Raw genomic sequence first — 25071 nt, 5'->3', positions numbered from 1 at the left:
AAGGATAAAAATAATAATGCTACAGATAATTGGTGTATTAATTCTTCTGGTTATAGGGTTTGTTATTATTAAAACGTTATTTCGGGCATCGCTCAATATTCTGGGTGTGGTATTAGGTCTAGGGGTACTGATTGTAGCAGGACCACCGCTATTAGCAGGTTATATTGTGGAGCACATATCTTTGCGCTTCGCCTACGCTGGTCGTTGGGTGTTCCACTGGTCATTTCTGGCATGATCATTAGCTTTATGTGGGGGCTTGACGGCAAACATATCGCCTATGAAGCCCATACCTTTGACTCAATGAAGTTCATTTTAACTGCCGCATTTGCTGGAGGCCTGCTAGCGCTGCCCGTGCAAACCAGAGCAATTCTGAGAAATGGGCTTACATCAGCCGACATTGCCAGGAAAATTAATGAGTATTATTGCTGTTTCTATACTTCTTATTTTTTGATGACCTGTTCTGCTGCAACTCCATTTATCGCATGGCAATACAATATCTCATCTTCGCTAATGTGGTGGGCTGGTTTGCTTTACTGGATAGCAGCCTTGCTGACGCAGTTCTATGCGGCAAATCAGATTCAGGAACTCAAGAAATTAGCGATTGCTATCAACGAAGGATTGAAGGAACAAAAAGCAATCAATAGCCGAGGATGGCTGGCAGAGCTAAAACAAGGAAGTAACCTCTCAGCAGAATTAATCGAAAGTATTTATCTGAAGCTGGTCTCGCAATATATTTTGCAGGGCGATACGCGTGAACAAGAATTGGCGGGCGAAAACTGGTTATTGAATGATGCCTGGTATGAAACAAAAATGGCTGAATTCAATGAACGATTAAACAGCAAGCTAACTCACTCTTCCGATGAGCTGAAAAGCCTTTTCGCCAATCGACTAAATTTACCTTCCGCTGCAAACGATGATCTCCTGAATCGTTATCTCGATTGTGGGAGTTATTATTCGTTTTCAGACGGACGAAAATTTGTCTCATTCCACTATGTAGATGAACTTTGTACCTGCACATCATGCGGTTTGAGTGATATTAGAAGTGTGAATGGTACTGAGCACGTAAACCATGAATGGTATTGCTCTGATGTCTGTCGGGAAACTGAAAAACTATGTCTGGAAATCCATGAGAGACCACAGGCTGAGTTTATTTCCAGCGCAGCGATGAATGGCCTGATACTCATGACGTTGCCAGAAGTCTGGAATACCAATGAAAAAATGTTTGCTACGGGTGGACAAGGGCATGGTTTTGCAGCTGAACGAGGAAATCATCTGGTCGACAAAGCACGTCTGAAAGACTCACATATTCTCGGTGACGACAATGCAAAAAATGGAGCAGATAGGCTGGTTAATGGTACTGAGATCCAAACAAAGTATTGTGCGACTGCAGCGCGCAGCGTAGGGGCGGGTTTTGATGGGCAGAATGGTCAGTATCGTTACTATGACAGTAACGGCACACCGATGCAGCTTGAAGTGCCTAAAGACCAGTATGCAAAAGCACTTGAAACTATGCAGAACAAAATTCGCGATGGCAAAGTGCCAGGGGTTAACGATCCTGTTGAAGCGACAAAACTGGTGCGTCAGGGCCATCTTACCTATACCCAAGCCCAGAATATTACTAAGTTTGGCACATTCGAATCCATTACTTACGATCTTGCAGAAGGGTCTATTGTCAGCCTTGCTGCAGGCGGGATCAGCTTTGGCCTGACGGCTTCTATTTTCTATCTCAATACCGGTGATCGTAAGGCCGCGCTACAAATAGCTGCGATTCAGGCAGGGAAAACCTTTGCCCGTACGCTGACAGTTTATGTGACGGTTCAGCAGTTACACCGCATTGGCGCCGTTCAGGGGTTGCTTAAAAATATTGATTTCGCGGCAGCCAGCCCAACTGTAAGGAATGCGCTTCAGCAGGGAGTCGGAGCCAATAACCTGAACTCTTTGAATAAAATGATGCGTGGTACTCTTGTAACCTCTTTTGCGTTGGTCGCCGTGACCACTGGACCGGATATGATCAAGATGATACGTGGTCATATTTCTGGAGCTCAGTTTATAAAAAATCTGGCTGTAACCTCTTCCAGCGTGGCAGGAGGAGCTATTGGTTCCATTGCTGGCGGAGTAATGCTTAGCCCATTAGGTCCGTTTGGCGCTTTAGCTGGGCGCGCAGCAGGCGGCTTACTAGGTGGGATAATTGCCACAGCTATTTCCAGAAAAATTGCTGGTGCTCTGGTTGAAGACGATCGGGTTAAAGTGCTGACGCTCATTCAGGAGCAAGTAACATGGCTTGTGACAAACCTCATGCTTACAGAGCATGAACTTGCAAACCTTAACGCGAATCTGGCAACTGTGATCGACCAAAAAACGCTGGAGATCATCTTCGCTGCTAAAGAGCAAGGCCGTGCGACAGCCAATATGTTGATCAAGCCGCTGGTAGTCAGTGTGGTTAAGCAAAGGCCGATTCTAACCTATGGCCATGCGCAAATTAGCGAGATAGTTGATCAACTGGAGACGGCAGCGCCGATTTCTGCTGCTGCATGACCGAAATAATATAGGGACAAATTTTTAAGACAATATAGCGGCTCGGCCAGTGTGTAGTGGCTCCAGCCACTACACACTGGCCCCCTTCTTTGATAATCCGTTGATATACGAGGGTGATTACCGCATGTGTGGTAATCACCTAGAGTAAATCACTGCAGATCAAACCTTGCTGGATAAGGATCTTCTTTATCCTTGTCCTTACAAGGCTGTCGTAGCCATCGTTGCCAATCCTGAGTGTCCTCCTGCAGATCAATTGCACTATCGAAATCCTGGGGTTCACAACTGTCAAGCTTCTCTTCAACACTATGTTTATGGCGAATAAATGATGCCAACTGATCCTGGTCAAATGAACCTTCAAGGTAAGGATAATTTATTATCATCTCGGCTTCTCCCTGGACCTTGAGCATGGTATTGATACGGCCAAAGAGGCGGTCAACTCTCCCATTCCGCTGTTCATTATCACCAGGCGTCCAGGCAATGCCGTAATGGTGCACCTGATGACATTGAAGATGGAGGTTCACACCTTCCTGCAATACTGAAGTCGCTACCAAGACATTCGGGAAGAAGGGCGAGTTAAATCCGCGAATCAAGCGTTCACGGTTGTGGGATTGCCCGCTAGCGTACCAGCCAGGGCTGTTCAGGCTGGTAAACTCGCGCCAGCTGTACTGATTACTATCCAGCTTCTGACCAACAATTTTCACGCATAGTGTTTCGAAAGTTTCGATAGCAGCCACAAAGTAACGCTGCATCAGCGATCTCTTCAGCTTGGGGGTCACCCACTCAACAAAATGCTCATAGCGCTGCTGAACTTCGCTCTTTTGAGGTTCACGCCTGAACTCAGTAAACCAGCAATAGAGCTCAATCATCACCGGGCTGGCAAACAGGTAACCAGTGCGCAGATAGTTGGCAAAGTTTTCAATGATTGCCATGCCGTTAGGCTGGTCGAGCCATTTTATCAGTTGCTCTTTTGCCGGTTGCGGGAGCTCATTGAACATCAGTCCCCAAGCGGTAGGTAATGCCTTGGTATATTCAATCCCCGCCGCTAATGGGGTTTGCGACCACCGGGCATCGCGCGCGGCATCACCATAGCTGTCGCGCTGACGTTCACCAGACTCTTTTCGGTAATGATAACGATAGGTACCAGTTGTGCCGTCCAGTGCAGGTTCCAGAAACAGAGAGAAAAGACTGTCCGGGCGGCGGAAACGCAAACTGACGTTGGCACAGTCAGTGCGGCGCAGGCCGGTTTTCTTCGTTACAAACAACTCCGCTATTTTACTGGAAAGCTTCAGCTCATTATCTGCTTCGGGTTCATCTGCCGCGCTATCTTCTTGCATATGCTCTTCCAGATCCGGCTCCCCGCTGGATTTTCCCGATAAAAGATCAACGAAGGTTTCCCGCGACCAACCCGATTCTCGCCATTTTTCCCGTGCATCAGCGGGTAGATGCCAGACATCCATCAACCGCTTAGCCATCATTTCGTCATAACGGGCGTTGATGCGCTGGGTAATTTCGCGCACCGACGGAATGCGGCGCACAAAGACCAGATGCTTTCTGCTGTGTAGCGGCTGCAACTGCTCGAATGGATCGCTGGTAACGCAGGCATCCACCAGCGCATCGTATTTCGGGTGATCCGGAAAGCGTTGATAGATATCGTTAAACTGCCGGGTAAGCCTGTTGAGCAGAGAAGAATCCGGGGCTTGGTTGAAGTCGTTATGGGTTTGTTCTTCTTCATCGCCACCATTGTCCCGCTCACTGGCTGTGCTACCCGTTGATTCAAACCCTTCAAGATAGCCATAGAGCATACGTCTGCCGCCACCCGACTTTTTCTCTTTATCCAGCTGGACAACCAGTTGTTTCTGATAAAGAGCAAAGAACAGCTCTGCATCCAGCCGGTCAGTAAAGTTGGAAACGCTGGCGCGCTCATGACGATACTCATATTTGCTGTGACTGCCCTCCCTGCCCTGCATTTTTCGCAGGCGACGGATGGCAAAATCATTCATCAGAGCGCTGACATCATCCACTGCGTACCGCTTTGGCAAGTCACTGAAGTAGCTAAAAATGTCATAAATATTTCGCGGTGATGAGTGATTGGGGGTTCCCGTCAACAGTAGTACGTTGCTACCCAGCCGATCCTGCGCATCACCAAAGAAGGCCTGAGCGGCAGCAGCGCGCTGTGAGCCGCTTCGGTTACGAAAGTAGTGCGCCTCATCAATGATAATTAAGTCAAAGCCTCCTTTTCCCAGAGCTTGCTTAATCTGCTGACGATACGACGCGCCATAGGCTTCTGCAGCGTTCAGAGCATCTTCTTTTTCAGACTGGGGCACCAGGCCGCTTAATGAGTGGATGGTAGTGAGGTAGAAATGGTGTGCCTTTTTCTCCACAGCTTCCGCCAGATCTGCCAGCCTGCCTTGAATTTGCGGAGCATATTTTTCCTTCCCCTCTGCTGAGGTAAACGCATTATTCGCTGCCCGGTAGTGCTTCTGGGTGAAGGTGCCGAATTCCTTTTCCCAGTTGTCGCAGAGCGTCCTGTTAGGTGCCATCACCAGAATGCGCGCATCGGGTTTTGCCTCCCATAACAGCAGCATTATACCCATCGCCTGATAGGTCTTGCCCATGCCGACTTCATCGGCGAGAAGCGCCAGTCGTTGTTTACTCAGCAAATTCCACAATCCAGCCACACCCTCAGCCTGCTTCGCCGCCATGCTGGACGCACCGGATTGATACTGCCAGTGCATATCAGTCGCATCGAAATTCATCACGGCTGAAACCTCAACCGGGGTAATGATCTGTTTTAACTTATTCGCCATAACTACAGTCTTCCCTGATGGCAGCGAGATAACGCAGGCTAGCGGCATCGCTAGTTAGAGGTGGAATGGCAACCTGTAGAGACTCCCACAAGTGCGCTGCGACAAATATGGCTTCAGCCCCCTGTTTGCGTCGGATACTTTTAACACGCTTTATTGCCAGAGCTGCCAGACTATTAACTTCCTGCGCCAGGAACCAGTTAAATACCGGATGGGTTGGTTGCTTCACCCGCTCTCTGGCTATTTCTGCCAGTTCCTGCAGACAGCCAGGTTCGCTGAACAGACGACGATAAAGCAGGGTGCCATCTTCCACCTCTACCAGCCAGTTGCGACGCTGTTGGATGGCCTGAAACAGGCGGAAATAGCTGGTGACTTCTAATCTAATGATTTCTGCCTCTACCTCACTTTGCACTTCGTCTTGCGCCCCAACGCCCCGCAGCATAAGGCGATCGCTCAAACCGGGATCTGCAGAACTCAGATAACTGTTAAGCAGCTCATCGAGCGATGTAAAGCTCAGCGCGCGCCGGTGTTCAGTACCAGTTTCGACGATCATACCCTGCCAGTCTGTTTTTCCTGCTCTACGCAGGGTATAAAAAGGGTTATCCAACACGGCATCGCTCTTCAATACTGCCAATTGCTGTGGTGACTTCAGAACTTGACCATTAGCTTTCCATACCAGTTCATTCGACCCATTGATACCCGGCAGTATCAAGTGGTAACCCGACTCTGGCTTGCCACTGAACCATTGCCCGACAATCTGATATTCGCAGCGGGTCCAGTCAAAAATAACGGTGAGATCGAAAGGAGGGAGTTCGCCCAGCTCCAGCACCTCTTCCTTCAACAATACTTCACTGGCGAAATCCTCCTCATTAACATCATCCCATTCTTTGCCGCAAATCGTGATGTTACGAGAGACCGGATGCACAATTCCCGCTTCTACATTCCAGTTTTTCTCCATGAGGCTGCTGCAACCGGGAGAAGTGAAATTCCAGGACCCCACTGCCAGTTGCGTGCTTTTGCTGCTTTTCGCCAGCCAGAGCTTGGCATGGGTCATCAACGCACGATCGTCTTTGGGAGCAGGCGAGTCGTGAAGGGTCAGCGCTTTACTTGTTATTAGCTCCTGAATACTTTCACTCCAGCGAGTGCGTATATAGTTTCCTTCGACCAAGTCAGGAACTAATTCTACGCGTAATTCCGGCCCTAACCTGCCAATAAAACCTGCCAGATCCGCAGCAAGATAAGGTGACCAGACGCTCAGCGTTTTCAACTCAACACCCTGTTTCAGGGTATCCAGCAGCGTGGCGCCAGCCAGACTGTGAATAAATGACCAGCCATGATCATCGCCAAGAAACTTACGGCGTATGGGGAAGAACGCTTCTTTATTCAAACTGTTGTCGATAGAGGTAAAAAACTGTTTTACCTGTTGGTACTGGGTATTACTGGCAACGCAACGAAAAACTGCTGCTTCCTGATTTCGCCCCCATCCACTCAGCGTAAGGTTGGCACTGCCCGCCCCCACAATAATCTTTCTGTTGTGATCTTCGAGATAAAACACTTTCGGGTGAAACAGACCGCGATCCTTGTCCAGATAAGAGTCTTCGCCTTGAGCCAGCCTACGCACCGAAACTGGATACACCGCTATCGAGGTTCTTTTCGGCTTATCTTTCGCCATCATGTGCGGATCGCAATAAATGCGGAAATCAATGCCGCTCTCGTCCAGCGCTCGTTGCAGGCCTTCATAGTCCATACGACTCGCAGGCACATCCATTCCCAGTACAGCAGGTAGCACCCAAGTCTCAACAAAAGAGATATCCAGATTAAAGGTGGTAAGCCAAACGCGCTTTAGATCGCCCATTTCAGCAATCTGCTTTTTAAAAGTTTCTAGCAGTTTCATGCCGCGCTTCCCCATAAGCCATTCAGCATGTGCCTGAACTGTGGCAAATAGTAACGGTTTACCCAGTCGCTATTCCGGCGTTCTTCACGAAGCGAATACAGCGGCACTTGCAACACAATCTCGTCGCCTTCCAGCATTAGCCACGGAAATTGTCCTCGAGCTTCCATTAGCTTGTGATGATAGGCCAGCAGACCCCGTACCTGTTCTTCCAGCAATGTCTCGCTGGCCAGCGTTAATAACTGCTGAAAACGTCTAGCGGGAGTTCCGGAAAGGGAGGAAAGTAGTGCACCATTTTGTTGAAGCTGAGCCGCCATTTGAGGCAGATGTAGTTCCGTGAGACCGCGCGACTGCCAGAATTGACGGAACTCTGCCAGTGTTTGACTACCCTGTCGGCGTAGACCAGAAAACATCAGATCGATCAACGACAAAAACGGCTCAGCCTGGCAGATATTCTGTAACGCCATAAGATCGTTTTCATTCATTTCAGGCACGCTTTTAGCCTGTTGTACGGCTCGTTTGAAAACCTCAGCGACTGTGAGCTCCGGTTCGTCCGAACGTTCACGTTCCTGCTCAAGTACCAGATAAATCGCCCCAGCCGCGTGTTTATCCAAACCTGTTCTTTGCAGCCAGAATTCACGGGAGTAATCACCCACCATTTTGGGGTCGCGGAATGCCGTCACATAAGCCTTTTTAAGGCTGGCAGGAATGTCTTCGTAAACCGGGCTGAGATCGCGCTTATGTGATACCTGCATTAGTGACTGCAAGTGGGTCAGAGCCGCTTCACGTAATTTATTCAGCTCTGGCACATGCTGGATAAATGCCTCTGCAGCCTGCCACACAGGCTTATTACCCGGCAGATCGTAGCGGTAATCAGTAGTGAAAAACTGCATATTCATCATTGGCGATTTGTAGCGCCCATTGGTGCCAAGCGCAATCTGATTGGTCAGCAGCTCACTGCCCTTCTCATGACCAAAATGTAACGGAGGATTTTTGTCTGCGGCATTCCATCTTGGCCTGGCTTTATTAATACCCTGCACACCGGTGAGCGTGACGCCCCTTTTTTCAGCCGCCAGCATGGAGTAGATATAGATATTTTCAAGATGGATCAGACAGGCTGCTCTGAACTCGCGCGCCTGCTTTTTATGATAGAGGCTTTTCATCGCGCCAGCAGTTTGCTGCTTGTCATCTGCCAGCAGCTGGCGCAGTACGCTGTGATGCATCAGATTCAGCGTGTATTGCCGCACATCATTTGCGATAGAAGTAATACGGCTATGAAAAATGTCCTGTCCCCAGGACGACCAGATGACTAATTGCCCAAGCGGATCAACATTCAATTCACCTGTTAGCGAGTCATCGTATTCAGTCAGAAATTTTTCTATGTACATTTCGTTGCGTCAGTCCTTTATGCCCACAGGGCTAACAACACGCAATTTGTGCACTGCGAAAGCCCTTCCATGTGCCACTTGATTTCCTAATCCTTACCAAATCAGCAAATCAGTGGCCGATATTGATTAGGGCTAAAATGCAGATAACCAGAAGCTGTAGCTTCTGGTTATCTGGTTGCGTTACTCGCTTTCAGGCTCCAGTAAGAAACTAGGTTTACCGTATGATGAAACAAATAATCCTTTTACTGCACGTGTTGCTGCCACGTGAAGCAATGCTCGTTCATTGAACAACGCATCACGTTTCTCTACAGGATCATCTGAAGTTATTGCTTTCACCTCAGGTACAACACCATCGTTAATCCCGGCAAGGAAGACATACTGGAACTCAAGTCCTTTGATGCGATGCATCGTTGCCATACGCACCCCAGAACGTTGATCAGTATCACCGCTGTCCTGGCCTAAAGAATAAGTTTCAATTCCAGCATCATCTAACGCAGAAGCATAACGGTCATAGGCGTGCTTGGTACGGGCCGTTATACAAATATCCTGGGAACGCACATTATTAGCCAGTAACGCCTGAATCTGTTTAACGATGGTGCCTGCTTCTTCTTTAAAATCGGTAGCATGCGTTATGGTTGGTAAATCACCATGCAGCAATGACAGATAATCATTGCTGGCATCTGCTTCACCATCCAGGTTATCTACCTTAACTCCAGTCAACAACCCAACGGCAAACCGACGAGTTTCTTCGGTTGTACGGTAGTTAATTTTTAGTTTCTTACTTCGGCGACCACGGACATTAATGCCACATTGCCCCAGGACAACCTTATTGCGATAGATCCTCTGATGCCCATCACCGACAATAAACAGATCATTAGGTGACTCAGGTACCAGACTACGAATTAGAGTAAAGGCCGGAGCACCAATATCCTGGGCTTCATCGACCACAATGCTGCTATAAGGTAACTGAACCTGTTTTTCTTTAAACAGGACAATCGCTTCATGCATCGCATCCCCCATTTCACGCAATTTTGCGCGTGCCATTTGGGAACGAAACTCTTCAAATACAGGCCATATTTTGGCTCGCTGAATACGCGACAATGCCGTTCCTCGCCCTAGGCGACTAACTTTAAGGTAGTCTTCACGACTGTAGACCGCATTGGGTTGCACTACCCGAGCCCATTCTTCCGCGTAAAAATTATCAGATAAACCGAGCTCTGCTGGGGCTTGCTGCAAGGCATAACTCCAGCATTTACGTCGACCTTCATCGCTTTCATAAACTACACGGAAATCATAACCATGGCGTTTAAGTTGTTCACTCATCCAGGCATCAATATTAATAACTTCGATGCGAGCCATTTCTTCACGAGAACAAAGACGCTGTAAATTGGCGCGAATATCTGCAGCAAGGTTACGAGTAAAAGTCGTAAACAGAATTTTCTTGCCAGGTTGATCACCCAAACGTTGAGCAAGCCATCTTGCACGATGCATAGCAACTACGGTTTTCCCTGTACCAGCGCCACCCAAGACACGAACAGGTCCGGTCGCAGGATTTTCTACCAACTTACGCTGGCTGGGATGCAAAAAGATTCGCCACTTTTCTAGTGGTGCATTAAGCATTTGGAGCAGTTCTTGCTCATTTTCCACTACATGGAATCGACGCTTACTGCGTTCAATAGCTTCGATGAAGTCGTTAGTATCGATAGGCACATCTTTGCGGTCGTTAAACTCTTCCAGAACCTCTTGGTAATCCAATCCTTCAGACAACCAATGAAGTGGCTCCCAGGCCTCTGCAGGCATAACGTTTTCAAGCTGGTTAAGCCCATCGACATCCGTAAGAACCATAACCTGATCGATAAATACAGGAGGAACACCTAGTGCCAGGATCTGATCGGCTGAATATGCAGCAAACAGCTTAGATTTATCAGGTGCAACAGGTTCAGGCACAGCCTTGATATAACTAATATCAATAACCTGAATCGCCCCAGTTAATGGGTGAATCGAACAGTCATGACGGCGCGCCCATTCATAGGCTTCGTCATGCTTGTCCACCCACATCAGCATATATATCGCGCCTTGTTCTGGTTTAAGCACGATACCGCGGTAAGTTTGATCAATGCGTACCGAATGAACATTGGCACTTCGAGCATCGTGAATCTTTTCGTAGTTCAGCCCATTACTGGTGGGATCCTGGCGAAACTTAGAAATAAACTCCTGAACTTTCTTCTGCTGCGCTTTTGGGATACGAGCAAATGCCCCCAAAAAGCCATCAGAAAGTGCCACTTTTGGCGACTGAACCGTCATTTATCACCTCCTGACAGATGTTGTAAGGTTTCTTCGCTGATTGGGCCTAAAGCGACCTGCCAGCCATTTGTTGTGAAATGAGAAGCGAAGTTCTCATCTTCGAAAATGATGACCTGTTTCCGTTCAGGCCAGGCAAGATCGGCTTCTGCAATAATCTCACCCAGATCGTTTTGTAAGGCGTAGCCAGGAACAGGTGCTCCAAGGTCATGAGCCTGAAGCAAAGCAATTTCTTCACTGGTGAGTAATTCAAACTCAATAATTTCTGCCCAACTAGCATCTGACTGCACTTCTTGAGCTGCTTCTATCGGCACAACTACTAATTTTTCTTGTGGCTGGTGTATTGCTTTACGACTGGTAAACGACATATCAGGCAAAAATTGCAGCAGGTTCACCAAGCGCCAGAAACCATAAAATCCAGCTTCATAACCGCTATCCTCTGAATGGCGGTCATCAAAACAGAGATGTAGTCGTAATGCCTCACACAGCTGATCAGCAGTTGGCGTGATCTTGAGATAGCTCTGAAGCAGTACTGATGCCAACTCAATAAATTGTTGAGATGAACAGCAACTGTCCAGAAGCCCGCCAAAAACAAAAGGTTCGTCGGGTAAAATTTGCTTCTGGCGTACTGGTGAGGCATTTTCCTGCATTTCATAAGCATATTTTTGCTGAACGCTAGGCTCTTGTGAGCGCTTAACATCCAGCCATACCCAGGCATGTGCGGCAGCCAGCTGTTTCCAAAACGTCGTTTTTTGCTCAGGCTCTGCCAGATAATCAAGTAACAAATCGAAGCTGTTCCTGTCCTGAACGGAAGTATGTAAGGTAACGAAATTGACATCATGGAATCGGTTATAAATCGTAGGCTGTTTCATTGCCGGATTATGCCCAAGACCAAGTACATCCTGCAGATGCTTACACCCAGCCTCATTAAGGTCACGCCAACCGATAGTCCAGACATGATAATGACCACTATCTTTAATTGCTTGACGTTTTTGTACGTCGTCAGACACACAGTCTTTATGGAATGCATAACCATCAAGGAAAATCGCGACTGGCTTTATATCTGCTGGTTGTGCAATAGGGTAAAGAACAAAATCAGGGCGTGATGGAATACCCACCCCCTCTTTAACCCCTAAATCTACCTGTGCTTTTAAATGCCAACTGGACGAAGACTCCGCTCGGGTGTTGATAACCCAGCCTGCGCTTTGGTGCGCGTAGCTGCGGCTAACAACCAGGCTTTTTTGCTCCTGTAAGCAGCTGATAAATCGCTTCTCAAGCTCAGACCCCATCATCGCGTCGAGCGAAATACTATTGATGGTTTTAATTTGGCGAATTTTATCGCTGGCTTTAAGAATTTGCGCCAAGAGTACGCGCGACTGGTCACGTGAAACAAACTTCATGCGCCCACGATCACGATAGGCGTACACACAGCGGTAGCAGCCATCTTTACTGGTATCGTGATTACAGCTACATTCCACTAATGCCTGATAGGCCTGCTGCAACAATTTCAGCAGGTTGTCTGGCGTTCTCATCAATTCTTTTAGAGAGCCCGTTCCTCCCGGCACCGTATCGTAGATAACCAGATATTGGCGCCACGATTCACCCTCGTTTTCAGGTTCGCGATACACAACCCCCTTCAGGTGATCAACATTCCCCTTGAAGTAATGTTTCAACCCAAGCTGGATGGCAGCAGCAAGTGACGACTCAACAATACGATCATTACTATAACTGGTTACAGGCAGTAATATACGCAGTGCTTCAGACTCAAGTTGGCGATAAAGATAAAGATAATCTTCAAACTTCGCTTTTTCTGGCTCGCTGCGGTATTTACAGCTCAGATCATGATCTCGCCGCGGATCATTGTTACGCGGGCGTTTAACCATTCCACAGCTCAGGCAAACCTGGAAACCAGTACGTCGCTTTTTGTCACCCGCAATCATCAACTCGCTGGCATCATCAGCCATCTTGCCGAAGTTAATATCGCGCAGAGTCACTTTACTCAAGAACTCAAAGCCAAACGGGACTTCGCCTTCGTCAATGGCATAGGCCGCCGTGACATCCTGAGGTTCATAACTCACCAGTAACTGCCGCTGGAAGAAAGTCGGTTCGCGGCTATCACTATCATCGCTGATTTGGCTATCGCGTGCACTGGCACGAGCATAGACCTGACGCAATTTCAGTAAGGTCGTTTTCTGCCCTGCATCAGCCCAAACAGGCGTGCCACATTTTGGACAGTACTTATGCTGGTCACCCGTTTGATCGATATTTTCGCTGTAGTTGCAGTGGCTACATATCCGCCAGTTTTCAGGCTTCGAGACGTTAAGATCGATTTGTTCGATCTCTACTTTATGCCCACCAGCATAAAAGTTATTCAAGGGGGCTAGCTCAGCCAGCGCTGTGGCGGCAGGGCGTTCATACTCGTAGGTTGTATTCTGGAATTCACGTTCTTGCCCCCCTTCTTTACGCCTCCACAAAACAGAACGTAAAGTCACACCGGCTTCCGGGAAAGCATAGTTCGGCAGCAAGCCTTCATCAGTGAGGAAGTTCAGGGTCTGCTTGTCGTTTATTTGACGAATCAGTGACTGCAATGCTGAACGCTCAGAAGTCAGTTCACGCAAATCAGCTTCGTAATTTTGATCCTGAGGCGCAGCTTTCAACTTCTCGATGCTGTATTTCAACTTATCAATACGTGCACGCAATGATTTGCGATCTTCGAGTAATTGCGCCAGTGCAGTATCTATTCTTTGTTCAAGCGAACGATAATCTTGCTCACCGGTGAGGTAATGGGTCAGTTGCAGCAGGGTATCAGCTTCCAGTTGCGGGAAAATCCCGGCAAAACGTTCAGCAATCGCCACACGATGTTCCTGCACATAGCGCAGGAAATTGTATGGGAAACCGCCCTTACGGCCAGTATCCAATTCATCGAGCATCTGCTTCACGTTTTTACTGATTGCGGATTCCGGCACACCCGTTTTTACCCAGTTATCCAGGCAAAACGCGGCGAGTTGTCGTTCGAGAATCGCCACTGCATTGAGAAATACACCTGGAGCCTGAACCTGTCCCTGCATCATTTCCAGTGGTTCTTCAAAGAAGAACTGGTCGTGCGGATTCCCTTCGGCAACAGTAATGTTTAATGCATTCCCGTCTTTACGACCGGCACGCCCGATACGCTGTAAATAGTTAGCCTGAGCCGGGGGTACGGAACAAAGTAGAACCGAAGAAAGATCGCCAACATCGATCCCCATCTCCAGTGTAGGCGTCGCTGATAATAAATTGATGTTCCAGGGCTTAGTGCCGCGATAGAACGATTTTTCCGTCGCCTCGCGATCTTCACGGGTAAGTAAGCCGGTATGCTCAGCTCCCATGACACGAGCAATATCCATATTGTCCCAACGCAGCGTCGGCTTGCTATCAGTAATCTGGTAGCGACCTTCATCACAGCGCAGTGACATACAAGGAGCATTTTCCCAAAGCCACGCCTGTTCGGATGGCGCGCGAACAACTTCCCGGCAGCACGTGCAGTTGAGCTGGGTGACATCGCGGCTGACGACCAGTGCCGAAGTACTCACCCCCCAGGCTTCACGACCTTTGGTATCGAAAGATGTCACCATTCCTGCACGTTGCAGCGCCGTATAAAGCAGCCGCAATATCGTTTCCGAAGTACTACTGATGAAAATATTATCGCCGCTGTTTAATGAGCGCGTTAACCAACGCTGATACCAGCTTGGGTTGTCTTTAGATCCGATAAGACGGTGAAAGCCGGTGATTTTTTCAAATGAGGCGTAAACAGGTTTACGCGTTTTCGGGCCGATAGATGGCATGTAGCGTGATGTACGCTCTTTTTGCGTCATCATAAAGGTCGTGCCATCCCGCCGATAACTTTCAAATGCCGGATGCATCACCGCACCAGCATGGCGCTGATACCACAAAATCCCTAAAGCCAGATGTGTGACTTGTTCAACCGTCACACCGTTCATCAGGTCACCCAACTCTTCACAAAGCTGCTGATGTAGCGCTTTAATTACTGGGTTAAGCCGTTCAGTATCCACGCCGGTAGCAGCAAAACCCGTGGTCTCTAACGTTCGTCCGATGCTGGCACGAAGGGTAAACTCGCTCCACACCTCCCAGTCGAGACGTAGCCGAACCAACTCCGGCAGATCCGAGTTTTCAGTAAGTTGGCCTTCGATTTTTAACGTCTGATAATCGTTTAGCCACTGCATATTTGGCGCGATGAAATTCGCCACAAAATGTGCGTCATCGGTCGAGGACTCACGTGTTTGCTGGCAAACTTTCTGAGCGAATTCGTCAAGCCGTAAGGTTTTACCCGCATTAAGTAAACGGGCAATCTGCCCACGCACCATTAGTGGCCACGTACGGGCAGTAAAGAAACTGGCGCGGTGGGCTGCGTCTTGTACGGAGTCTGAAAAAGTGATCAGCTTTTTATGTTCGTTAAACTTACTGCCATAGAGCTGGTGGATCATCACCGCCGATAAGCTGGCCGCACGGGAACCGAGGATCGAGATACCATTTTTGCTGTTGCAGTAAGGGCATTCGTTGGCGAACTCAAGCTGGTCTTTGCGCTCTTTGAGCATGTCAGGGATCAGTACCCGCACCATTTCGCTATACCCACAGTGCCCACACTGCACGTTGGATTGCTTATTAAGCTTCAGGCAAGCCGGGCATAATTTTTGATGCATACCGCTAACGGCTTTTTCATTCTTATCCGGGAAGGCCAGCACAATCGAGCGGCCCTTTTCAAAGAACTGGCGATAAATCCCATCAAGATCGGTTTCCAGCTGCACATTTTGTCCGTGGCGCATACTCACCCAACCAGTGGCATGGCAGTCACGGCAGTGGATGACCGGCAGGTGATGTTCTCGGTCTTCAACAGTCAGGTCATCGGCAAAAACCAGTTGCGGTGTTTTTGAAACGCTGGCCACCAGGCGGCGCATTTCACGTAACCATAATTGTGAACGCAGTTGTACAAAGGGTAAGACCGGGCGTGGTTTGCCTCCCGCAATGCGCTGCTGATTGTCGCCTGGGTTTTCCGGCACTTCCAGCCTTGCCTGAGCAATCAACGCCAGAATACTTTGCAACACCAGAGCAGCGTGCTCCGCGCTTTCAGCAAGCATGACCTGTAGGTTTTGAAGGCACTGCTGTTCGGAAAGAATACCGCCCTGTAAATCACGCAGTAACACATGCAACACACTGTGGCGACGTAACATTTCACCGAGCGCTACGCGTTTTTCACGCCCGTTATCGTCTTCCAGATTCTCAGGAAGACGCAATGTATTTTCCGGGAACCAAAGAGGAATCTGCCCGTTTAGATAGTCAACTGGCGTGGCATAACGATGAGGTTCAAGCGCCGTTTTATCTTCTGGCGCGGGATACTGGCTGTGAGTTATTTCAAAACCTTGCAGGTACTCGGCTGCGCTATAACGATCTTCGCGGATCACGGCTGCATCGGTAAACGGCTGATCAAAAATAGTTTGTGCGTAATCCAGCAATTGCCCCAGTTCATCTCCGACGGTCGCCGAAGTACCAACACAAGCAAAACGTCCGTTATCTACACCGACATGGTATTTAAGGCGGCGCACCAGACAGGCCAAATCGGAACCCTGAGCACCATCAAAAGTATGCAGCTCATCCACCACCAGATAGCGCAACATCCCGGGCTTATTGTGCCGCCATAGCTTTTGGTCGCCGGGGCGCATCAGCAGGTAATCGAGCATTTTATAGTTTGTCAGCAGGATATCTGGCGGGCTGTCGCGCAGCGTATGTTTGCAGGTAATCACCTTATCGGCAGACATTTTTTTGCTTGGGTGTTCTTCGCTATCACCCACAAACAAGCCTACGGTGACTTTACCGTGCAGGCGTGGGTCGCCACTGATAGTTTGAGCAAAGCGGCTGGCCTGATCGGTTGCCAAGGCGTTCATCGGGTAAATGACTATCGCTTTCACCCCGGCACCCGGTGTTCCTGCACAGTAGTTAAGCAGCGGGAACATAAAGCATTCTGTCTTACCGGAACCCGTGCCGGTTGCCACTAATGTGGGCTGAGGCTCAGCACGGCCTAACCGTTCAAAAGCCTGGGCCTGGTGGGCGTGCGGTGGGAATGGCAGCGACAGATTTGGGAAGAAATCCAGCGGCAATAAACTTTTACGGAACGGCAGCTGAGCGGAGAGATACGGCCCTTTCAATAACGCTTCTGGCTGGCGCAGAAACTGCTCCAGCATATTAATGTTATCGTTCTCTTCGCCATTGAAGAGCGGGCTATTAAGCGGAAATGCCGCACGTAAAAACTCGGCTACGCTGTCGGCAACCTGCCGACTGACAACGGAAGGCAGCATCAGATGCTCTCCTTATCATTTTCAAAGAATGCCCAGGCGACTTTATAGTCGTCTTCGCGGTCTGGTTTGATAAACGGTGCCTGCCAGGTCACGGTGCGGCGCTCGCCTTCATCGCTGCGGGTGTAGTCATCAAAAGTCACGCTGACAGTGCCGGTTTGCAGGTGTCTAACATCATCCCAGCCAATAGCCAATTCCTCGCCATCTCCGCCCTTCCAGTCCGGGCTATCCACAGAGAATCTAAAACCATTCTTCAGATCGGCTTTACGGGCGGTACGCGGCAGGCCAACACCGACTAAACCTTTACTTGGCGTAAAGATAATTCGCCCTATTTGATCGTACCAGGTGTCGGCTTCGTACTGACGCATCACCGGGAATTGTACGCGGTAGATAGTCAGCAACTCTTCGAGTGTCAACCCTAGCGCCTGAGCGATAAGCACATCGATTTCAACCAGCGCCTGACGGCGGGAGTAATCAGTACGTAACGCACAGTTGCGCTGCCATTCAGGAGTCAGATTGGTGAAGAAATCCTGTGGAAGCTGCGGGAGATTGCGGCTCCAATGTTGGGTACTGAAATGTGGCGTAAAGCAAGATAACCAGAGGTCACTGAAATAATTACTTACGGACATTAATGTTAATCCGCGCCCAAGTAATTCATCACGATTACAAGACGAGATTATTGGCATTAATTTTAATAATTCATCTCTGAAATTTGATTTTCCTGTGCTTTTTACCCAAAAATCAAACGCGACAGATAATGAACTTGTTGTAAATAACACCAAACTACTAATACTCTTAAAGACTGCGGAGAAGCAACCGTCAATATGGGCAATTGAAGGCGGGAGTAATGTAGGAATTAATGTTCTTTCGCCAGATTGACTCAGCATTTTTCTAGCCACATAGCGATAATAATCCGTCACCTTTCTCGGCTCATCTTCACCCTCCTCTGTCCAAGCCACTCGCGGCGTGCGTTTGGCGTATTCCTGCGCATCACATACAGGAATGTAGTTGGTACGCGGCAGGTAATCGTCTGGCAGAGTCAACAGATCGAGATTGTCATATGCTTTATTCGTATCACAGACTGTTTTTGGCGTATTGTAGAATGGATTGCCAACAAAAAAGTGCGGGCCCGACAGAATCCATTGCGAGGTATCTTTCGGGAACTGTGTTTGTCGTTCAATAGTTTCATCTTTTTGCTGATTAGTTTCATGCCACATTTCCAGTGACAGATACTCACCCTGCAAATCTCCCAAACGCTTCGGTTGATCAGCAAACTTCTCAAGTACTGCAACAAGTTGTGTTGCATGTAAAGCAGGCAGGCGAGCTTCTAATGCAGGAGTTCCAGCTGAATCATAGAGACGAGAGAAAAGATCTAATTGCTTTTGATCAATGTTTAGGACCCGTTCCTTATGCCCCTGGAAGTTCCACTTAACCTTTACTTTTCCATCAATTTCACTTTCTTCTTTGATACCAGGGACAATGCCTTCGCCATTGTGTCCAAAACTTGCATCAATTGTTTGGGGAATAAACAAATTAGAGACATGCGCGAATACAGGGCAAATGCAAAATGGCCCGTAGATATTAATGCTAAATAATGTCTGGTTATGGACTTCAGAGAATAATTTCGTTTCGTTAATAAATTGAAAATGCGCTCTTAGCCTCGGATACACCGCCGCGCGTAACTGCCCACCTTTCGGATCGTCATATATCCCTTCAGGATGCAGAAAGCCTGCCACTCCGCTTTTTGCTCCCAAACGCCACGCCTGCGGCAAGAAACATTTATACAGGTTGGTCTGCACACCACGCAGCACCGGGTAGTTCTGCTGCGCATTAAGGAAGTTCTGCATCCCTTCACAGCCTTCATACTCACTGCGCCAGGCATCTTCCAGCGCAGGGATTTGACTAAAGGTTTGTTCGCGTAGCGTTACCAGTTTCGACGCACTCAATTTACGCAGCACAAATTCTGGTTCGAAATCACCCAGCACGCCCGCTTCCTGCCATTCCACCTTCAGCCACGGCGGGTTACCGAGCATCAGGTCAAAACCGCCACGTTCGGCAAACAGATCGCTGAATTCTAGATCCCAGTGGAAGAAGCGGTGCTGTTTACGCAAAGCATCAACCACTTTCAGGCGCGGTAAATGGCGGAACAACACATCGGTTTTCAGGCGACCCGCGCCGGAGAATAACGATTCTTCTTCCCGGATGCTTTCCTCTTCGTAAAACAAACTGGCCATGGTGTTTGATTCGGCAGTCGTGACTTCTTCCGTCACCACAATACCGTCGAGCAGGATCTCCAGATCAAACAGCCAGTCACTGCGATCCGGCAGTTCATTGGCTTTATCAATCGGCCAGAACCACAGCGCACACCAATAGTCCATTACCCAACGTAGTTTTTGATAGTCGCTATTGTCCTGGTGACGTTTGCTGAACGTCTCGTCCTTGCTGCGCATGCTGGAGTGCAATTGCGCATCGGCTGGCAATGGCCAGACGGCATAACCATCGGCGGTGGCTTCGCGCTCGGCTTTAAGCTGCTGACGATACGCGTTCCACAACGCTTCTACTTTGCTGCTGATACGCTGCAGGTCATTAATTTCATGAGGCTCAAAGCTTGCGGTAAACGCTTTACGCCAGGCATCGAGCAGTTTGTAATCGTCCGGGTAACGCTGCTTAACCGTTTTATCGCTGTAGTTTGCCATGCCGCTATCTGGCAGCAGGAAGTGGAAAACCTGTTTTTCCTCACGCGGCGTATTCATTGCCAGTTCAGCAGGTTCGCTGTTTAACCAGCTCGGGTCTTTGGCTTTTTTGTAGGTCAGTTCGCTCTTATTGAATACCTGACGACGGGTGCCTACCAGCGAGTTACCGCAGTGCAACTGATAGCCAAACCATGGCACAAAGGTGTCACCGCTAATGGCGTTCAACCACAGGGAGACTTCTGCCAGTTCCACTGCCACCGGGTTTAAGTCCACACCGAAGACGTTGTTATCTGCGATGTACATTTTCACCCGTTGTAATTCCTGGGTGTACTGATCCTGTGGAATACGTCGCCCTTCCGCCTGCTGTTTATGGAACAGATAAGCTTCTGCTAACTGGTTGATGGCTTCGTTAAGGAACGCAGCACTTCCCATTGCGGGTTCGCAAACGGTGAGTTTTAAAACCGCATCGGCTTTGGCATGCAGATCGGTCATCGGATCAATTTGCTCTTTAAACAGTTCTTTGAGCGCGTATTTTACCAATGAGCGAGTCAACACTTCCGGAGTGTAGTAAGACGCCGATTTCTCTCGGTCACGCCCGGCCATGCGGTAGATAAAGCTACCCCGACGGTGAATACGCAGGCTGCCATCTTTCTCGTAGGCCTTTTCGTCCTCATGGTATTTCTTGATCTCATCCTCACTAACGAAGTAGCCGGTTTCCAGCTCGTTAAACTCTTCCCCGGCTTTTTTCACTTCATAGAGATCGTGACTGGCAAAAAAACCACGATAGGAGAGCAGCGCTTCATACACCGCACCTAACTGGTTAATCCCTAACTGGCGATAAGAAATACGCCCGCGACGCGCAAAGCGCCCTTTACCTGGACGGCTAAGGGACATCGCCTGAATAACCTGTTGCAGCGTTTCGTTACGGAACACGACACGGTTCAAATAAGGCGTGTTTTCTGCCGCAAAAAGATGACTTTCAAGACGAGGGATCTTGAACTGATTGCTATGTACGCTGATCTGTTCACCGCTGATCCAATCGCTCTGGATCTTCTCACCGCCTTTGTAACCCTCACGCACCAGCTTAAACAGCATATTCAGGCTGTCATGCAGGTAGCGGCCATTTCTGTCCTCTTCGCTGGTAAGCGGGATCATTTCCAGATCGCGCAGCGTTTCCAGGCTGTAGCCTTGCAGATAAGTCCGCGCCTGCATTGGCGCATAACCCAGTTCCGGGCGAGCTTCGATATAGAACAGAAACAGCAGGCGGTACATATAGCGCAGGCATTCGCGGCTGAGATCTTCCGGGTTAACGGCACGGTTACCCGTATAGTTCGCCAGCCCGCGTTCGATGAGGTAGCGCATCGCTTCGTTGCCGAGTAGTTCGATACTTTCACGCAGCGCATATTTCAGATCTTCGGACACACCAAACGCATGTTTGTGGGAATTGTCATCCAATGAATCGAGATAAGGCACGCCGCTGCCAGGCATGAGCGAATCTTTGTGCAGTAATACCGCCGTGGCTTTCAGCGTTTCCGTTTCACGGCGGCTTAAAATTTCTTCAAAATCAAAACGCAGCAGGCGGTTTTGCGCCCACTTGGTGCGGTCAAGCAGCAACAACTGGCGGTTGCCGAGCAGCAAGACAAAACGCGGTGGTTCTGGCTGAGTGAAGGCTTCTGTCGAAATCAGATCCTGCCAGGAACGGTATTCACCACGGGCATTTTTACGCAGATTATCACGGTGCTTTTTATCTACATCAGACGGGAACTGAGCCTTCAGCAAGGATAACGCCAGGGGATCGAGAGTGCCCTCTTCCACATCGTGGGCTTCAACGATCCATAACCACGGGCTGCCATCCAAGCTGTTATAACGCGCCAGTACAGGAAGAGGAGAACCGTCCTCCAGCACCTGAGTTTGCGGGTTGAGTTCATAGCCCAAAGCCTGCATCAGTGGCTGCCAGCGGCTGCGTTGATCCGTCAGACGTTGCGGGATCTGGCGCTGTTTTTCCTGTTCAGCTAACTGGCGGAAAAAAGCTGTCGCCAGGTTATTGAGCTGATTCCAGGGTGCCCGGTAGCCCGGCGTAAACTCTTCGCCTTTTTCTCTGGCAGCACGTTCAACTTCGCGAGCGGCATTTTCCTGTTCGTTCCACGGTTCCAGAGCTTCGCGGATATCGCTGGTAAATACTTCGCCCAAATAATGGTTAGAGTAAAATTCGTTTTCGTTATTAATACCGACCAGCGCCATGATTAACCCTCCGCTCCGGTGATAACAGCAATGACCTGAATGCACGGTTCTTTTTCGGTAGTCATCGTGTCCTCAATCCATTCGATATAGCTGTTAAAGTTGTGTTCAATTTCACGTTGGCGCTGCTCTTTACGGCTCTGTTTAACTGACTCTTGCTGTTTATTTTCAGCAAAATCCATTTCCAGCTGGCTTATCTGACGCCCTTTGAGTTTCTCTAGTTTTTCCAGATGTTCATTTAACTGTTGGTTAATTTTGTCTTCAAACGCCTGACGATCATGCGCAAAAACATCGCGAGCATGATCTATCGCTTTTTCCAGTAGCTGCTGCTGGCGCTGATGGTTGCGTTGCTCGCCACCAGCATTGGTCAGCTTTTTGCCAAGCTGCGGGTTGTTTGCCAGGAATTCAGCAAACGGCAAACTCCCGGTTAGCTGGTCAAGATTAAAACTCACCACCAGCCATGAATTGACCATCGGATGGGATTTGCGATTCGGGAACAAACCCGAGAGAATAAAATGGTCTTCATCTGGCGAAAATACATGTGGCAGGCGAATCACGGGTGCTTGATGGCGACCAAAGGCAGACTGCATTTTGTCATCTAACCACTGCACCACCGGATTGATTTGCCAGAGATAATGAATATCTGGCCAGGCGTGTTGCTCCCCACGGGAACGGATAATGGAATCAGTGATGACTTTTTTATCCTGGCTTAGGTAAAGCTGGCCATTTTCCGGGGTGATTTCTGGCGGAAGCTGATTAAAGCGTCGGCGTAACTCTTCCGGGGCCACCAGCGACAGAGTGTTCTCAGGCAAGGTTTCGTATTGAATACGTTGACCACTGGCCTTCAGATAACCCAGAGCTTTTTCACAGTAGGTTTGTTCATCAGCGAAGAGGCTGGTATCCGTAGCTGTTAATGACTGAGTGTCATTGGAAACCACGTTACTCAATTCGCTGAATAAATCGTGTTCAGCGCCTTCACCGACGTTACTGTTCAGCAGTTGCTCGAAAAGGTCAGCGCCGTTATCACTACCTTGCATCATGTGGTCTGCGACCTGCTCTTCTTCCTCTTCCTGGGTAAACTTGCCCGTGAATTCTGAACTGTCACCGATATTTTTCTGCGCTTGCTCATCTTTGTTGATCAGCACTTGCAGAACGCGCATATCGCCATTGATTTGCGGTTCGTTTGCTTCAGTTAGCAGGTAACGAATTTGTGGAACGTGCTTTTGTCCGTAGCGGTCAATACGCCCGTTACGTTGCTGGAATACCATCAATGACCAGGGAATATCGAAGTGAACCATTTTGTGACTCAGGTGGTGCAAGTTGATACCTTCCGATGCCACATCAGAGCATATCAGCAAACGCAATGGTGACTGTTGCTTACCGAAGGCTTCAACAGTTTCCATCAGCACGGTATCACACTGGTCTCCACGTAATGTTGCGACTTGCTCTGGTTTGATTTTGAGATCAGCAAGCAGTTGCTGGTGCAAGAATTCCAGCGTTTTTATGCTCTCGGTAAAGATCACCAGACGGTCGTCAGTATTATTCGCTTTCCATTTGAGATCGTTGCGGATGGTTTCTAGCAATAGCTGGTATTTGCTGAACTGACTGGCATCAACATTATTCAACGCCAATAACAAAGAGTGCAGTTCATTAATTTGGCTCTGGCTATTAACCTCTTTGCGACTTTCCAGGCGTTTCAAACGATTCGCGACGACGCTGGCACAAGCCATAGGGCTTGAGAATAGCGCTTTCTCCAGCGTGATTTTGAACAAACGACCTTTGTTTGCTGAAGTATCTTCATCGTCGTCATCGCGGAATTTACTTTCCAGAAGACGGCGGTAAACCTCTTCTTCTGCGGATGTCGCTTCTCGTTGAAGTTCCTTGATTTCACGCTCAGGGAATTCGCCAGCCATTTGGTCTTTCACGTCTTTCTTGAAGCGGCGCACAACCAAATTTTTATCCGCGAAATCGGTGTATTCATACTCTTTTGGATTAGCGATAGCCGTGGGATCAAGCATATTCATCAGGCTGGCAAAACTTTCAGCTTTCCCATCGTGAGGGGTCGCAGAGAGCATAATTAACGTATCGCTTCGCCCGGCCAACAATTTCGCCAGTTTGCTACGTAATGAACTGCTGCCACGCTCGGCGACGTTATGGGCTTCATCAATAACGATAATGTCCCACCAGGCGTTTTCCAGATGGTGACGGTATTCGATGTCTTGTTTCAGGGTATCGATGGAAATAATCGTTTTATCAAAATAGTGAAACGGGTTGTGGTTCGTGGGGATACGGTTGCGTACTTTTTGCAGACCAGCAGAGTCCAGACGGGTTAAAGGAATGGCAAAACGACTCCAGAACTCTTTCTGAAACTGGGTCAGCATCGATTTAACCGCCAGCACCAGAATACGTTTACCACGGCCACGGCGGATTAACTCGGAAACCAGAATGCCCGCTTCGAGCGTTTTACCCAACCCTACCGCATCGGCAATCAAAATTCTCTGGCGTGGCTGTGCCAGCGCCATCCGCGTTGGATCAAGCTGGAAAGGCATCGAATCCATCGCCGCGTTATGACCAAAGTGAACCAGACTATCCGTCGGCACTCGCTGGCGAAGCTGGCTTTCGATATAAAGTTGTGATGCCTGATAGTTGGCTGAGTCGTCCTCTACCAGCTTAGTTTTTGCAGGATCCAGTATTTCTATATTTTCTTCCAATCCTGTTAGAAACAACCCTTCTTTACCGCGTACCAGTTCAGAAATGCCGTCACAAATAAGCAAGTGACCACCATCACCACTGTTGTCCGCGCGACGAATACGCCACTCTGCGTCACGAATGACTACCCGCATCCCGGGTGCATAATTTTGTTCGTTCATCGGTTTT

7 protein-coding genes and 1 pseudogene are annotated in these 25071 nt (G+C 48.9%); 1 reads left to right on the top strand and 7 read right to left on the bottom strand.

Annotated features, from left to right (window positions below; genetic code table 11):
• Window positions 1–16 precede the first annotated feature (16 nt).
• Window positions 17–2535, top strand: a pseudogene (locus tag AC2FCQ_RS07930) (hypothetical protein).
• 149 nt (window positions 2536–2684) lie between these two features.
• On the opposite strand, the gene AC2FCQ_RS07925 reads toward AC2FCQ_RS07930, so the two are convergent.
• From AC2FCQ_RS07925 to AC2FCQ_RS07895, 7 genes are all read right to left on the bottom strand, one after another.
• Complete coding sequence (locus tag AC2FCQ_RS07925; protein WP_209634557.1) at window positions 2685–5342, bottom strand: DEAD/DEAH box helicase; 2658 nt, start codon at window positions 5340–5342, stop codon at window positions 2685–2687.
• Window positions 5332–7233 (bottom strand): phospholipase D-like domain-containing protein, encoded by a 1902-nt coding sequence (locus tag AC2FCQ_RS07920; RefSeq protein ID WP_209634554.1) that lies wholly within the window; start codon window positions 7231–7233, stop codon window positions 5332–5334. The genes AC2FCQ_RS07925 and AC2FCQ_RS07920 overlap by 11 nt, the downstream gene beginning before the upstream one ends.
• Entirely contained in the window at window positions 7230–8618 is a 1389-nt protein-coding gene (locus AC2FCQ_RS07915) for a hypothetical protein (RefSeq protein ID WP_209634551.1), read from the bottom strand. Before AC2FCQ_RS07915 ends, AC2FCQ_RS07920 begins: the two co-directional genes overlap by 4 nt.
• A 180-nt stretch (window positions 8619–8798) precedes the next feature.
• Window positions 8799–10922 carry a UvrD-helicase domain-containing protein gene (locus AC2FCQ_RS07910; protein ID WP_490307996.1) on the bottom strand — a complete coding sequence of 708 codons (2124 nt, stop codon included), beginning with the start codon at window positions 10920–10922 and terminating at the stop codon, window positions 8799–8801.
• Window positions 10919–17266, bottom strand: a complete 6348-nt coding sequence (locus tag AC2FCQ_RS07905) for a DEAD/DEAH box helicase (protein ID WP_490307995.1) — start codon at window positions 17264–17266, stop codon at window positions 10919–10921. Before AC2FCQ_RS07905 ends, AC2FCQ_RS07910 begins: the two co-directional genes overlap by 4 nt.
• The gene (locus AC2FCQ_RS07900) at window positions 17266–22197 is read right to left on the bottom strand and encodes a DNA methyltransferase family protein (RefSeq protein WP_490307994.1); all 4932 of its coding nucleotides are present in this window, start codon (window positions 22195–22197) and stop codon (window positions 17266–17268) included. The genes AC2FCQ_RS07905 and AC2FCQ_RS07900 overlap by 1 nt, the downstream gene beginning before the upstream one ends.
• 2 nt (window positions 22198–22199) lie before the next feature.
• Window positions 22200–25064, bottom strand: a complete 2865-nt coding sequence (locus AC2FCQ_RS07895; protein ID WP_490307993.1) for a DEAD/DEAH box helicase — start codon at window positions 25062–25064, stop codon at window positions 22200–22202.
• Window positions 25065–25071: the final 7 nt, after the last annotated feature.

This window comes from Serratia sp. CoH_134_PS_4 (assembly GCF_058190535.1).
The sequence above is the reverse complement of the archived record's forward strand: the minus strand, read 5'-3'. Positions and strand labels throughout refer to the sequence as shown.